Source organism: Mesorhizobium sp. M4B.F.Ca.ET.089.01.1.1, assembly GCF_004022605.1.
GTDB classification, from domain to species: domain Bacteria; phylum Pseudomonadota; class Alphaproteobacteria; order Rhizobiales; family Rhizobiaceae; genus Mesorhizobium; species Mesorhizobium abyssinicae.
In genome coordinates, this window is the sequence record NZ_RZOS01000105.1 from 1 (window position 1) to 14,953 (window position 14,953).

The window sequence follows — 14,953 nt, forward strand, 5'->3', positions numbered from 1 at the left end:
AGGCGAGCGCGCAGCGCGGGATCACGGATCAGGCGCTCCAGCGCCTGTGCCAAGGCAATCGGGTTTTCCGTCGGAACCAGCAGCCCGGTTTCATCCGGCGATAAAAGCTCCGGCACGCCGGAAATGTCGGTCGACACGCAGGCAAGCCGCTGGCTGGCCGCCTCGACCAGAACATTCGGCAGGCCGTCCCGGTCACCATTTGCTGTGATCCTGCAGGCCAGGGCGAAAATGTCGGCGCTTCGGTAGTGCTCAAGCACCTCCTCCTGCGCAAGCGCACCTTTCCAGGAGACGCGACCATCCAGACCGAGCCTTCGCGCCAGCGCCTTGAGCCGTTCCAGTTCCTCGCCGCCGCCGATATGCTCGAAACGCCACGCCAAATCGGCTGGCAGGAGGGCAAGGGCCTCCAGCAAGGTATCGTAACCCTTCTTTTCGACGGCGCGCCCGACACTGAGAACGACAACCGGTTCGCCCGGCGCCGATCCGTCATGCTGCTTTCGCGCCTCGCCGAAGCTGCCGAAGCGATCAAGATCGAGCCCATGATAGCTCAGATGCACGGACGAGTTGCCGCTGGCGAGTTCCTTCAGACGGTCGAAGCCTGTTTTTGTGCAGGTGACCGTCCAACGCGCCGAGGACAGCTTGCCGGCCAGATCCCAGTCCTCCGAAGTCCAGATGTCCTTGGCATGGGCCGAGCAACTCCAGGGCAGACCAAGAAGCAGGCTGGCATAGCGCGTCACCGATGCCGGCGTGTGCACGAAGTGCGCATGCAACCATCCCGCGTCCTGCGGCCATTCGGCCGCCAGCACGAGTGCCTGCCCGAAGCGGCGCACGCGATTGCGCGTAAAGTCGCGGGGGATATCGGTGGCCAGCGATCCGAGCGCGCGCCAGAAGCCCGGGCGCGGCAGACAGGCAAACAGCGAGCGAACCACGCGAAGCGGCTCTTGATGCAGATATTCCGGCAGATAATGGACCGGCGCCTTGATCTCGTCGTGCACGGGGTGGCGTTTCGCGTCGGTCGGCCGCCTGAGCGCGACGAGTACCAGGTCGAACCCCGCACGCTCCAGTCCGAGCAGTTCCTGCGCGATGAAGGTTTCCGACAGCCGCGGATACCCCTTCAGAACCACGACGATCTTGCGACGTTGCAACTCAGTTCGATCCTTCGATGACCGAAAGGTGATGGCCGGCCCGCCGGTCGAGCAGTTCCGCGACGATTTCGGAAATATGAGGCAGCCCTTCCAGCGTCAGATGCGGATTGCTCTGCGACGGGCGAGGCCGGTCCGGCAACGCCACCAGTGCATCGGCAAACCGCTGAGAATCCTTGGCCTCTTCCGGCAAAAGCATCTCGATGAGGCCGAGTTCTGCTGCACGCCGCGCGCGGATCAGCTGTTCCTCGCGGGGTTCGATGCGCGGCACGATCAGCGCCGGCTTGTCGAAAGACAGGATCTCGCAATAGGTGTTGTAACCGCCCATCGCCACAACCGCCTTGGCGCCGGCAATCAGGTCTTCCATGCGGTTGTCGAACTCGATGATCTTGATGTAGGGGATCTTGGACCCCTTCCTGAGCAGCTTGTTGCGCTTGCGCGCCGGCATGTAAGGCCCAAGCACGATCAGCGCCCTGTGCTGTAATTGCGGATCCTGCTGATAGGCATCGATGACGTCGTGGATCAGTTCGGCGCCGTCACCCCCGCCACCGGTGGTAACGAGGATATAGTCGCCCTCGGGCCGATGGCCGGGCAACTCGTTCCGCGGCAGGCTCCGTTGCAGGAAACCGACGAAGGTCATCTTTGCCCTGACAGCCGGCGGCACATCCAGGCCGGTCAACGGATCGTAGAAATCCGGCGGACCATAGGCCCAGACCTTGTCGTAGAACATGCCAATCTTTCGCATCACATCCCTGCGTGCCCACTCGGCTTCGAGCAGATGCGGCGCATCCATCACCTCGCGCAGGCCCAGCACGAGCGTGGTGCCTCGCGTCTTGAGGTAGGACAGCGTGTCCTCGATCTCGCCGCGCAGGCCGAGCGGTTCCTTGTCCACGATGAAGATATCCGGCCGAAAGCTCTCGGCCGTGTGGCGGATAATCGACTGGCGCATCCTTAGCGTCTCGTGCAGATCGATATCCTTTTCCAGCGAGGTATATTCGCCGTTGCGCAACTTGATGACGCTGGGGATCTTCACGAAGTCGACACGGGCGCGGTAATCAAAGGCGCCAGCGATGGTCGCACCCGAAATGATTAGCACCTGAAGTCCGCGGAAATCCTCGACCAGCGAATGCGCGATAGTCCGGCAGCGCTGCAGGTGGCCGAGCCCGAACGTGTCGTGGCTGTACATGAGAATTCGAGTGTTTTCTGCGTGCTGGGTCATTGTTGAACGTCTTTTCGAATTCTCGCCTTGAGGGCCGTCACCGACCCGCAGGCTCCGAAACCATCCTGGTCTACCGACCTGTTTTGAAACATGAAGGCGCAATTTTCAATTTGAATCACCCAAGAAGCCGCAGATCGCCTAGCAATCCGCGAACCCACCGACTTCTCTGCACACTGCGCCGACCGGCGCGAACGCGAAAGGCCCGATGGCGCTATTCACTCCAGAATCACACTTCGTTGTGGGCACGGACGCGCGGCGATATCGCGCAATTGTCTAGCTCGCAATGATGACGTCTTGCACCACAACATGGGCTTCTTCAAGGTAGGAGCAACGACGGGCATGGATGTCTTGCTTGCCGTTTTGAGGGAAGGCTACAGCGCGATGCCGCTCATGATTCGACGATTGGGAGCCAGGAATCCGGCGCGTCCGGCACGACGTCTCCGATATCTAACCGCGATGTTTGTCCTGATTGCCGGGTCGCTTGTCGTCGGGATAGCCCTCTTCCTGGCCGGTCCGGCACAGGCCCAGGCGCCGGCGACCGTCCCGCCCGAAAGGGTCAAACAGCTGTTCGAGCTTCTCGACGATCCGTCGGTGAAGGCCTGGGTGGCCGAACAACGAAATCAGGACGCCGGCTCAACGGCAGCCCCTGCCGCGGCAGGCGCTTCACCGGCTGACGCATCGTCCGACGCCGCGGCCGCACCGGGCCAGATGAACACGATGGCATCCTCGACGCTCGATCGGATCAAGCATCACATCGAACGGATCGTGCGAACTTTGCCCTCGCTGCCCGGCCAATTCGCGCGCGTTCGGGAAGCGACCATGGAGGATATGTCCAGCAGGGGACCTGCCGGCGTATTGATGCTGATCGCGATTTTCATCGCTGCCGGCCTTGCGCTCACCTGGGCAACGTACAAGCTGACGCGTCCATTTCGCCTTTGGATTATCGCGCAATCGAAGGATACGCCGACCGGGCGGGCCAAGAAGATTGGTGGCCGCCTGCTTTATTCCAGCCTGCTGATCGTCTCGTTCGCGCTGGGCAGCGCCGGCGCGTTCATGCTGTTCGACTGGCCAATGCTCATCCGTGAGATCGTGCTGACATTCCTGATGGCTGCAGTCGTTACATGGGGGGTGCGCACGTACCTCATAGCCCTGCTCGTCCCTTCCTTCATGCAGGTCGAGAACGCTGTCGAGGTTCGTGCCTTGCCGGTCACCAACGAGACGGCCGACCATTGGTCCTATTGGCTGACGCGGATCGTCGGCGTCTTCGCCTTCTTCGCCGCCGCCTTTATCCTCCTACCGGGTCTCGGCATCGACCGTGACGGCATGATGGTGCTGTCGGTGGGCGCCGATTTCGTGCTGCTGGTGCTCCTGCTGCTTGCCGTCTGGCGCCGGCCAAGGACACGGCGCGATGGGCACGGCCACACGGCAGCGACATGGCTGTTGACTGCCTATTTCGTCGCTCTGTTCCTGGAGCGCATCGTCGGCCTGTACACGTGGTTCTGGTTTACCTTGGCCGCATTCGTCCTGCCTTTTGCAATCGTGCTGACGCAGCGCGGGGTCAATTTCGTTCTGCGGCCGGGTTCGGAAGATGCCGGCCGGCCTACGATCCCGGCGGTGACGATCGCTGTGATCGATCGCGGAATCCGGATGATCCTGATCCTGGCGGCGGCTTACCTTCTTGCGCGTGTCTGGGGTCTGGACATGCAGGCCATGCGAGACGGCGATACGACCACCACGCTCATATTGCGCGGCTTGATCAATGTCATTGTCATTGCTCTTGCCGCCGATTTCGGCTGGTCGATCATCAAGGCCTTGATCGAACGAAAGCTGGGCATCGAAACGCCGCATGCGGTGATCGGCGAGGAGGACATCCCAACCCTCGATCCGCAGCAGGCGCGGCTGCGCACGCTGTTGCCCATCATCCAGAACATTCTGCTCGCAGTGATCGTCGTTATGGCGGTGCTGATGATGCTCGCCTCAATTGGTATCCAGATCGGCCCGCTGATCGCCGGCGCCGGCGTCGTCGGCGTCGCCGTGGGTTTTGGCGCACAAACCATCGTCAAGGACGTGATCTCAGGCGTGTTTTATCTGCTCGACGATGCGTTTCGCGTCGGCGAATACATTTCATCGGGCAGCTACAGGGGTACGGTGGAGAGCTTTTCGCTGCGCTCCGTGAAGCTGCGGCACCATCGCGGCCCGCTGTTCACAATACCTTTCGGTGAACTCGGAGCCGTCCAGAACCAGAGCCGCGACTGGGTTACCGACAAATTCAACATCACCGTCGGCTATGACACCGACATCGACTTCGCTCGTAAGCTGATCAAGCGCATAGGCCTGGAGCTGGCGGAAGATCCCGAATTCAAAAACTGGGTGATCGAACCGATCAAGATGCAGGGCGTACAGGAGTTCGGTGAGTACGGCATCGTCTTGAGGGTCAAGGTCACAACCAGACCGGGAGGCGCCTTCGCTATGAAAGGCAGATTCTTTTTACGCCTCCGCCAGGCCTTCAAGGAACAGGGCATCGAACTCCCATTCCCGACCGTCCACGTCGAGGGGCTGCAGAACCCACATGGGGCAGAGAATGCGCCTGTGGAGATCACACCCGAGCTAAAGATGGCCGTTGCGCAGTCGCATACCAATCGGCGCAGAAAAAAAGCCAGCACAACGGAGTAGGAAAGCTGTGACGCCCGCTGGTCGCAGCGGAATGTCGATTTGCATCAACGAGGCTGCAACCCTCGGCGATCCTTGCTCGTTCCGATGGCAATACGGCATCCCCGCAAGATCAGTTGCGTGTGGTGTTCCTCACATCGGAAGCTCGGGGCTATTTTCGGCAAAGTATTCATGACTATCGCCATTTTCTGTAGCTTGCGGCGGGTTTTCAACCGCGAGTTGCTTGGCGAAATTTTGACCGCCGGAGGAATAGTCGGCCGTGGAGGCGACGACCTCAAAGTGACTAATTTCGTGTACAATCGTTCCAGATCTTGAATCCGTTCCTTTCAGAGCCGCTGACCAGAACTTTTGACAAACAAAAATATTATAAGGTTGATTACGGAACATATACGCATAGACTCCCGGCCCGCAGCGGCTGCCGTGGCATCCAAACGATATTGCTTTGTTTGCAAGAGCATCCGCAATCTTCGAGAAATTTCCAGTGGCCTTTGCGTACAGTCCTACGGTATGCGCCCCAAACCATGTCCGATATCGTTGGGAATTCGGTTGCTGGGCAGAGGGCGTGCCCTGCAAAACCTGCAGGGCAGCCGAAGCTATGTTGTTTGCTTCCGCCAGCGCAGCGCCAATATCAGCCTGTTGAGAGCCGTCACACTGGTCGAATGTGGGTGCCGAGAGCGGTATCCGTTCCGGAGGAATTCGACCGGATAGAAGCCTGAACGTGGCGGCGTTGCTCAGAACCTGGGCGCGTCTCAGGGCACCCGGAGGGCCAACCAGCAGGCCCACTCGCTCTGTATCATAGGTAACCGCATAGTTCCCTGCTTCATAGATGGCGTAGTACAATGACAGATCGACGGGCACCGAAATCGATTGTCCGGGTTCGATATTGATAAAGTCAGCCTCGGTGGGTTCTGCTCGCTTCACCAAAGGGCCAATATACTGAATTGGCTGCGACCCTCTCGTCACTGAAAAAATTTCGCCCGAGACGCCGTCGATCGGCAAGGTCCACTTGAGCAGCCTGATCGGGCTGCGTGACCGGTTCGTGAGAGTAAAGTCAATAATTAGGGGAGTATCGTTTCCAAAAGAAGTCAGGCGCGATTGCAGAACTATCTCAACTTCTTGATTCTGCTGCGCAAACGTCAAGGGCACAACGCTAAAAAAGCATGCAAGTATCAATACAATATTTCGGACGATACTCGGCATTTTATGCTCCTATATAACCACAATTAGACCTTGTTGCCGTCTACGTGAGTTTTTAGTCTGCGATAACATACCAGAAGCGCCCACGGCCTACGTTGCAAGTTAGGAATGAAATTGGTGCGGGCCGGGCATTGCAACTTACCGCAAATTCAAAAAAACAGGAATGCGAAATCATGTCCGTGGCCTTGCATGCCATCGATTCCGGCTGACACCTTTTTAGGGCTGGTATAAGATAGATAGGTACTTTCCCATCAAGCTCCATCAGAGGGGGCCATCATGAGCGAGCGTTGGAAAGGCATAATCACTAACTGCGCGATTTTGAAGTATTTTTCCCTGGTTTGTGGGTTCTGTTTAGCTTTCGGCGGCACTGCTTTAGCTGATTCATGCGGAACAGATGCTACTTATGGCTGGAATATCAAGAATCCACCGGCCGAAGATCGCCAGGCAATTCTAGATCTTTTGTCCCGCTATGCCTGGACGATCGACGAAAGAAACGCAGCCGCGTTCGCTGGCCTCTTTGCGAAGCCGAAATCATCTTACTACGAGATTTGCAGTACAGACGCCAGTATCCTCAAGTTGACGTTCGGCCTTGGCCCGGAGTCGGCAACCGATCTCCTCGGTCAGATGACAATAATACTTGATAAACTGAAGAATGATAGCCTTCAGACCCGGCATATCGTGACCAACACCTTGTTCAACGTTGACGACACGGGCAAGACGGTGAACACCAAATCGATAGTCCTGGTCACTCTGCAGGGCTCCCACTTTCCGGCACCGGTTCTTGACTATTCGGCGGATGCCCGGGCGACTTTTGTAAAGGGCGACGACGACACGTGGCGATTTCAATCGCTAACAGTCCACGCCGACTATGCTGCTGGCTCTGTCGAAGCGAAGAAGCGGTGACGCCCAGAGATCGGCCGTGGGTTCACTGGCCCGCTCCAGTGGGCTGAAATGCGTGCCGTTGCGCTGATCGCTGCGGTCCTCGGCATTGTGTTTGTCCTAATATCCGGGACGATCGGGCTTCGACATGCAGCTTTCGTATCGACGCCGCAAGCCGGTGAGAGGCACGGCTCCGATCAGGACGACCTGGATGCGAAGTCGTTCGCCAACGCCGTTACGCGATGGAACCCCGACATCTTTTGGGCGCCAGCCTCAAAGAGCACCGACGTCATAACCAGGTCTGGCGATGAAGCGCGGGCGGTGTTCGGTCCTATTCCCGACGGCGATTGCGACAGCCCGCAAATGAAGGTCATCCCACTGGAAGTCGACGGCAATGTCGTCGACCTCAAGCCCAATTCGAAAAAACCGGGCACTCCGCTGGAGTTCGAGCACAGGAACGCGAACGGAGAGGTGGTGAAATGGACGGCGACATTGCCCAAATGCGACAAGCCTTCGCTAACCGGCAGCACGACCTACTGTGGGCTTAACTCACGTGTCGTCAGGGTCGTGCGCGACAACGTCGAATGGCTGTTCCTCTGCAGGAAATCGAATATCAGCCAGGAGGTCAGCACCGATCCCTACTGGACGCGGTCGGATCCTAGGTTTTCCGTCTTCGGCACCATCGGGTTCAACCGGAAATCCGGAGAAATTGTCTTCTTCGACGGCCGCAAAGACCAGAGCCAGTTCGATTGGTCAAAGCCCTTCGTTCCGCCGGGCGGGCGCAGCTATTCCGATGAAGCGGGAAGGGACACGGCGGAGAAAATCTATGATCCGACGTTCCAGATCTCGTGCCATGCATGCCATGACAACAAAAGCCCCTATGTGATCGATCCGCACATTGCGCAGAGCAGGGTCGGTTTCCGTTCGGCCGGCGATTCCAGATCGACCGCTTTCAGCCTGGGCGATTTTCTACCGCACCGGCCGCGGTTGCCGGACGCGCCGTTCCGCGTGGTCGGCTCCGGCTACACCGGCACCTACCGCAATGAACTCAGCCAAGCCAGGACGGTCGAAGATCCGACGGGCAACTGCACAAGCTGCCACACGCTTACCACACAAGTCACGGGCCGCCGTTTTGCCGCCGACGCGGCGGGGCACGAGCCGACAGTCACGTTGCCGACCTGGGTCCAGTTGCTCGAGTTGCACGAGGAACAGGTCGTCTACGCCGAGATAGAAGCACACCGCACGAACTGGGCGGTCGGCAGCGGTGGCATCCATCCCTGGATGTTGCCGGGGCCGGGCAATGACCTGTCCTCCAGCGCGCCGCGACTGAGCTCGGAAGACTGGCGCAAGCTGAGCGACTGTCTGTGGGGAGCCGGCGGCTCCGAGTGCGGCTACCGCCCGCTCTACACCGGCTGCCCGGCGCCGGAGGCGGAGGATGAAGGCTCTTCGCTCGCCGATGCCGGGATTCAGGTTTTGCCTCCCCTGCCCGGAGCGGCGGTGAAGACGCCTGTCCTTCGCGTAAGCTGGACCTTTCGCAACAGCTACGGTGGCGTTCCTGAGCGCGACGATGTCAGGATCAATGTGGCAGTCGGCGCCGGCGCGATTCCGGCAAACGGGGATCCACCGCAAAGCGGCGAATATCCGAGCATCGAGCAGGCAAAAGGAACCGACGCCGTGGCCATCTCCGGTCCCGTCAGTTCAGCCGGCTCCAGCTTGCTGGTCCAGGACGTTTCGTTTGCCGGCCACACGAAATGGAGCGACCCGACGCCGTCGATGACGCCGCGCACCTTCCAGATCGATCTGCCTGGCGAATGCAACCGACGCACCTTGATCCGGCTGGTGCCCAAACGGTTCTGCTTCGACCAAAGCCAAGCGGCATTCAGCGAGGCAGACCATTTGGTCTATGCCGACGTTCGGTGTGACGAGCATCGATGATCCATCTGACGCGATCGAAAGCGGCTGGTGAGCGCCGCGATTTGCGATAACATGACCGAGTGCTAAATGGTCGCCGCACCAAGGAGGGTCCCGGAGCGTGACCACGCCGGTTCCATTGGCTAGCCCGATTTTGCCCGGCCCGGCGAAGTCTGTTGCGGAGCGGCGTTATCTCACCATCCTGTTTTGCGACATGGTGGGGTCGACCGAATATGCCGACCGCCTGGATCCCGAGGATTTCCAACGCCTGATTGAGAGCTTTCTGCAGACCTGCAGCAGCGTCGTGCGGCGCCACAAGGGTGTGACGGCCAGCTACATCGGCGACGCCATACAGGCCTATTTCGGTTATCCGATAGCTGGCGAGGACGACAGCGAGGTCGCGGTGCTGGCGGCGCTCGAGATCGTCGATGCGGTGGCCACCATCTCGGCAAATCAGGGATATCCGTTGCAAGTGCGGGTGGGCATCGCGAGCGGCCAGGTCGTGGTGGGGGAGTTCGTCGGCGCGCCGAGTGGCGTATCCACCGTCGCCTTCGGCCACGTCGCGCATCTGGCGGCGCGGCTGCAGGTACTGGCCAAGCCGAATATGGTCCTTGTCGACGCGGCGACCTTCGAGGCGGCGAGCGGCGCAATCGATTTCACCAGGTTCGGCAAACATGAGCTGAAGGGATTCGCCGAACCGGTCCAGGTTTGGCAGGTGCAGCGGCAGCGTATGGTGCCAACCCGTTTTGCAAAGCGCGCGCATATGACCAGGCTTTGCGGCCGCAATGCCGAACTGCGACTGCTGATGGAGCGCTGGGAGACCGTCGTGCGCGACAGGCGCGGCAGTGCGGTGTGGGTCTCGGGAGAGTCGGGAATCGGCAAATCCCGGTTGCTCAACGAGATCCAGCAGCGCCTGCGCAGCTTTCCGCAGCTGACCATGCAATGTTCTCCGACCTTCGAGAACAGCACCCTTTATCCGTTCCTCGCCGAATTGCAGAGGATCGCAACGATCGAGGACGGTGATCCAACGGAAGAAAAGCTCCGAAAGCTCAGCAACGGATTGTCGATGGGTTCGGTGTCCAGCGACGTCGCGCTGGCGATCTTCTCAAGCCTGCTCGGCATACCAACGGCCAGGCCGGACAGGCTCGAGGGAATTAGCGCCGAACGGCAGCGCAACATCGCCGAACAGGCGTTGATGGATCTGGTCGGTTATCTGGCGCGCACCACCCCGATCCTGATCTTGTTCGAAGATGAACAATGGGCCGATGCGACCTCGCGCGAGCTTCTCGACAAGATCGTCGCCAGCCTGGCTGCGACCCCCGCGCTGCTGCTCGTATCGAGCAGGAACACCGCAAGCCTTCCATGGTTCAACAGGCCGGATGTGCATCACATCAGGCTTGAAGCGCTCGGGCGCGAGGATGCCGAAGCGATTGTCCATGACATTAGTCCGAACGCGGTCGCCGCCGATGTTTCAGTGGTGCTTGATCGCAGTGAAGGCGTCCCGCTCTATATCGAAGAGCTTACCCGGAGCGTGGTCGAAACAGGGTTGCGGCTGGACGCAGCGCAGCCCAAGCGTTTGTCACTCACGAACAACATTCCAAACTCCCTGCAGTTCTTGCTGCTTGCCCGCCTCGACAGGCTGGGGCCAGCAAAGGAAGTCGCGCAGATCGCAGCGGCGATCGGCCGAAAATTTGACTTCGACATACTGCGCGAGATTTGCGATTGGCCCGAAGCGGAGCTGCGCAACGCAGTTGGCGACCTGATGCGCACGGGGCTGGTCGTCGCCGAGCGAGGGACAGCCGGCGCGGGCTTTTCGTTCAGCCACGTGCTCCTGCAGCAGGCCGCCAGAGGCACGATGCTGCACGAACGTGCGCAGCAGATTCATCGGTTGATTGCCGAATGTATCGAACTGCGCGACCGCAACGCGGCTTTTGCCCGTCCCGAAGTGCTTGCCGAGCATTTCGCCGACGCAGGTCTGTTCGATCGCGCCGCTGATTACTGGCTGCTGGCAGGGGTGAAGGCAGCCAAGACTTGGGCAAAAGCTGACGCGGTGCGTATCTTCAGGAAGGGGCTTGAAGCCGCGAAACTTTTGCCCGATTCCGACGATCGCAGCCGAAAGCTGCTTCGCTTCGAACTGGAGCTGGGCGACGTGCTCTACGCCGCGCAAGGCTACGTGACCGGCGAAGGCAGTGCCGCATATCAGCGGGCCATAGCACTGAGCGGGAAGCTCGGCGAACCGGAAGCGACGATCAGGGCGCTCGACGGGCTTTTCGGAACCCATTTCAACTCGGGCCAGTTTGGCAAGGCCCTTGCAGCCAGCGATGAGTTGATCCGGGTTGGCGAGGACGGCGGCTACCTGAACGCGCTCGTCATAGGTTTGCAGTTCAAGGGGATGACCCTGTTCAGTCAGGGCGAGTTGGTGGCGGCCCGGCAATATCTCGAGCGCGCTCTCAGCCACAAGGAAAGCGCGGACAAGGTCGGCAGCGACTTTCCAAGCATGGCCATGATCTACCTTTCCTGGACCTTGCATATTCTGGGATATCGCCGTCAGGCGCTCAAACTCTACCTCGAGGCCGAGACGACCGTTCGGCAGCAGCCCGCCTATCGCCTGGCCGCTTGCCTGGGAAACGGCTGCGTGCTGTTCGCCTTCCGCGAAGAAAGCAGTTTGATCGCTCGACTGGCCGACGAACTCTTGCCACTGGCGCAGGAAAACGGCTTCAATCTCTGGGCAAGGGTGGCGCGCTTTTTTGGCGGCCTGGCTGCATCGGACCTCGATGACAATCTGGCGGGAAGCCACATGATGGCATTGACCGAAAATGACCTTGAAGATCAGGAGGTCGACAAGTCGTGTTATTTGGGTTTACTCGCCAAGGCTTTCATGAACTCTGGACAATTCGATATAGCGGCAGAGACCGTGGAGAAAGGTCTGCACGAGGCCGAAAAGATCGGCGAGCATTACTTTACAGCCGCCTTGCTTCGCATTCGCGGTGAGATCGAACTTGCCAACGGAGCGGGAGAAAGGACGGCAGAGGCTTCTTTCCGCGAGGCGATTGCCTTTGCGCGGCGGCAGAACGCCAGGAGTTGGGAGCTGCAGGCGACCACCAGTCTGGCGAAGCTATTGCGGTCACAGGGCAGGTTCGAAGAGGCCCGTGCGGAATTGCGGGAGATCAACGATTGGTTCATCGCAGCAGACGTGGCGTGATCGACGCCTTGTGCCATACTGTCGGCCGGCGGGCGCCGGATAGCTCCGCTGTTGATTTCGCTGGAAAGTTTCCAGCAGCCTCCGCAGCCCATCAAGATTGAGGATCCGGCGTGACGGTAGTCAACGATCGTCTTCTCGAAAGCAAGATGACCAAGGTGGAGCAGTCGCGAGCCTGGAGCCCACGCGTCATCTCGAAATTCGAGACGCTGATCAGGAGCGCCGACGACCACTCACTCCATCGCGTCAATCCGTTGGCCTTTGCTCGCGACCGCGCGATCGCCGAGCCTGAAGCAATCGACCTCTTCCTTCATGCCGCCCGCTGCGGCTTGTTCGACATGAGCTGGGATGTGCTCTGTCCACAGTCCGGGATGGTGCTCGATAGTTTCGGCGCCCTGCGCACGCTGAAGACCCACTACGTCTGTGGCCTGTGCGACGTATCCGGCGACACCGACCTTGACGACTTCATCGAGGTCACCTTCTCGATATCGCCGAAGCTGCGGCGCCTGCCGTACCACGATCCCGAGACGCTCTCTGTCGAGGATTTTCACTGGAAGCTCCACTTCGGACATGACGGGCGGCTACCGGGGCAAGACGTTCGCTTTCTAGACCTACTGCGCGGCTTCGTTCGGGGCATGACGTTTCTGCCGCCCGGCACCACCACAGTGCTCCGCGCCGACCTGGGACCGGGCGCGCTTGCGGGCGTCAACGTGCAGACGCAGGCCGCATTCGCGGTGCCGATATCAGGCGACCAGGTATCTGCGCCGACACTCCTGAAGATCGACTACGACGGCAAACGCTTCTTGCCGGCGTTGCCCGCCGTGCCACCCGGTCCGATTGTCATCGAGGTCGCGAACAGAGGGCCGGTGCGAGGTTCGTTGCTTGCCATCAACTGGCCGCCCGAGCTTGTCGCGCTGACGACCAAGCCGGCGCTCGATTTCGACCCCTATGTTTCCGGTGGAGCGCTGCTTGCGCGGCAGACCTTCCGCCAGCTCTTCCGGTCCGAACGTGTCGACGAGAAGGAGGGGCTCGGCATCCGGCAGATCACCTTCCTGTTCACGGACCTCAAGGGTTCGACCGCCATGTATGAACGGCTTGGTGACCTCAACGCCTACGCTTTGGTCCGCGAGCATTTCGCCCTGGTCAACGCGGCGGTGCAGCAACATGCCGGAGCGGTGGTCAAGACGATCGGGGATGCGGTGATGGCAGTCTTCTCGCAGCCGTCGGATGCGATTTCGGCTGCGCTGCACATCTTTGAAGACATCGATCGCTTCAACGGCGAGCACCACGGGCCAGGGATCATCCTCAAGATCGGTGCCCACTGTGGACCGTCGATCGCCGTGACGCTCAACGACAACCTCGACTATTTCGGCCAGACGGTGAATGTCGCCGCGCGCGTGCAATCGCTGGCGGAAGCCGGCCAGATCTGCATTTCCGAGGCGCTCCATTCCGCGCCCGGGGTCAGCGAAATGCTTGCCGGCCATCGCGTGGTTGCTTTTGACGCGCCCCTTCGGGGCGTGGAGGGTGATGCAACCGTCTATCGCATCATGCGGGGATAGATACGCTTACGTGCCGACTCCAAGCCGGCCGACCGGTTCAGCCTGCAGGCTGGAAACATCACATGGTGATGCCAGCGCCTTCCCAATCTCGTCGAGATGCATGATCTGCCGATGAAGGCGGGATCTGGCGCCGCCACTTCGGTGATCTCAATGATACTGGCTGGCGCGACGGGCATGCTCACGGATGTGTTCGCGAGAAATGCCGGCATCCGCCAGGGTTCTGTCCGGAACCCGCCGCAAGCTCGCAAGCGTCTGACGATAGACAAGCCAGCGGGTGAAACGGTCTCGAAGTTCATACAACATGATTGTCTCCTTTGACGCGCGGAATGCCCCCGCACGCCGGGTTTCTCGAAAACGCAAAGAGCCTGTGCAAGCGGGTGCATGACCGAAGGGACTGCACTGGCTTTCTGACCAGCCTGGGCGCCTGCCGCTGTCCCGCCAGGCACGATTGTCCAAGGCCGCCAATGGCTGCATACTTGCGATGATGCCCGCTTCGCGCTACAGCCAAGGTCGCAAGGCATTTTTCATTTCTGCAAAATGGATATTGGCTGGGACGATCTGAGGCTGTTTCTCGACGTTGCGCGACTGGGTGGCCTGAGCGCGGCGACGGCGACCACGCGCCTCAGTGCAGCTACCCTTGGACGACGCGTCACCGCGCTTGAAAAGCAGATCGGCGAGCCGCTGTTCGTGCGTCAGCAGACCGGCTACCGGCTGACCCCGGTCGGCGAAGAATTGCTGCGGCGCGCCGAGGACGTCGAGGCGGCAATGCAGTCGCTGACCCGCTGGCGCGAAGGAAGCCTGCCCGACCGCATTGTCCGCGTCTCGGCCGGGCCATGGACCTCGGCTTTCATTTCCGCCCATATCGGCGAGGTCTGGACGGTCGATGACGGCATAAGGATGGAGTTCGTCACCACCACCGACCGGGTCGACATCGGACGTCGTGCCGCCGACGTCGGCATCCGCAGCGAGCGCCCGACCGAGCAGTGGCTGGCTGGCCGTCAGAGCGGCAAGGTCGCCCACGCCCTTTATTCCGGACGCCACCTGATCAACGGCATCGCCGCCGGCTTGTTCGTCGGCGTCACCGGCGAAGGGGCAAACGTTGCCTCGGCGCGCTGGCTGCAAGCCCATCACGGCGACCGCATCGCGGTGCGCGGCAACAACACCCATTCGGTGCGGGAAC

At 60.4% G+C, this 14,953-nt stretch carries 10 protein-coding genes; 6 read left to right on the plus strand and 4 right to left on the minus strand.

Annotation, left to right across the window (positions count from 1 at the left end):
- A partial coding sequence (locus tag EN780_RS12835; RefSeq protein WP_133372609.1) for a glycosyltransferase occupies positions 1-1,142 on the minus strand: 1,142 nt, incomplete at its 3' end.
- A gap of 1 nt (position 1,143) precedes the next feature.
- Positions 1,144-2,358: a glycosyltransferase family protein gene (locus EN780_RS12840; RefSeq protein ID WP_127283545.1), complete on the minus strand. Its 1,215-nt coding sequence runs from the start codon at positions 2,356-2,358 to the stop codon at positions 1,144-1,146.
- Between the two features lie 294 nt (positions 2,359-2,652).
- Here EN780_RS12840 and EN780_RS12845 point away from each other — a divergent pair, with 294 nt between their 5' ends.
- Entirely contained in the window at positions 2,653-5,031 is a 2,379-nt protein-coding gene (locus tag EN780_RS12845) for a mechanosensitive ion channel family protein (protein ID WP_245499947.1), read from the plus strand.
- 129 nt (positions 5,032-5,160) lie between these two features.
- On the opposite strand, the gene EN780_RS12850 is transcribed toward EN780_RS12845, so the two are convergent.
- Positions 5,161-6,228: a M35 family metallo-endopeptidase gene (locus EN780_RS12850; protein ID WP_128274115.1), complete on the minus strand. Its 1,068-nt coding sequence runs from the start codon at positions 6,226-6,228 to the stop codon at positions 5,161-5,163.
- A 273-nt stretch (positions 6,229-6,501) separates the two neighbouring features.
- Between EN780_RS12850 and EN780_RS12855 the strand changes: the two genes are divergently transcribed.
- From EN780_RS12855 to EN780_RS12870, 4 genes are all read left to right on the plus strand, one after another.
- Positions 6,502-7,128 (plus strand): nuclear transport factor 2 family protein, encoded by a 627-nt coding sequence (locus tag EN780_RS12855; RefSeq protein ID WP_128274117.1) that lies wholly within the window; start codon positions 6,502-6,504, stop codon positions 7,126-7,128.
- A 48-nt stretch (positions 7,129-7,176) separates the two neighbouring features.
- Entirely contained in the window at positions 7,177-9,039 is a 1,863-nt protein-coding gene (locus EN780_RS12860; RefSeq protein WP_128274119.1) for a hypothetical protein, read from the plus strand.
- A gap of 97 nt (positions 9,040-9,136) precedes the next feature.
- Entirely contained in the window at positions 9,137-12,217 is a 3,081-nt protein-coding gene (locus EN780_RS12865; RefSeq protein ID WP_128274121.1) for an adenylate/guanylate cyclase domain-containing protein, read from the plus strand.
- Between the two features lie 110 nt (positions 12,218-12,327).
- Positions 12,328-13,773: an adenylate/guanylate cyclase domain-containing protein gene (locus tag EN780_RS12870; protein ID WP_128274123.1), complete on the plus strand. Its 1,446-nt coding sequence runs from the start codon at positions 12,328-12,330 to the stop codon at positions 13,771-13,773.
- Between the two features lie 147 nt (positions 13,774-13,920).
- Here the strand turns inward: EN780_RS12870 and EN780_RS12875 are convergent, their stop codons facing one another.
- Positions 13,921-14,076, minus strand: a complete 156-nt coding sequence (locus EN780_RS12875) for a DUF1127 domain-containing protein (protein WP_128274125.1) — start codon at positions 14,074-14,076, stop codon at positions 13,921-13,923.
- A 234-nt stretch (positions 14,077-14,310) separates the two neighbouring features.
- Between EN780_RS12875 and EN780_RS12880 the strand changes: the two genes are divergently transcribed.
- A partial coding sequence (locus EN780_RS12880; protein ID WP_133372610.1) for a LysR family transcriptional regulator occupies positions 14,311-14,953 on the plus strand: 643 nt, incomplete at its 3' end.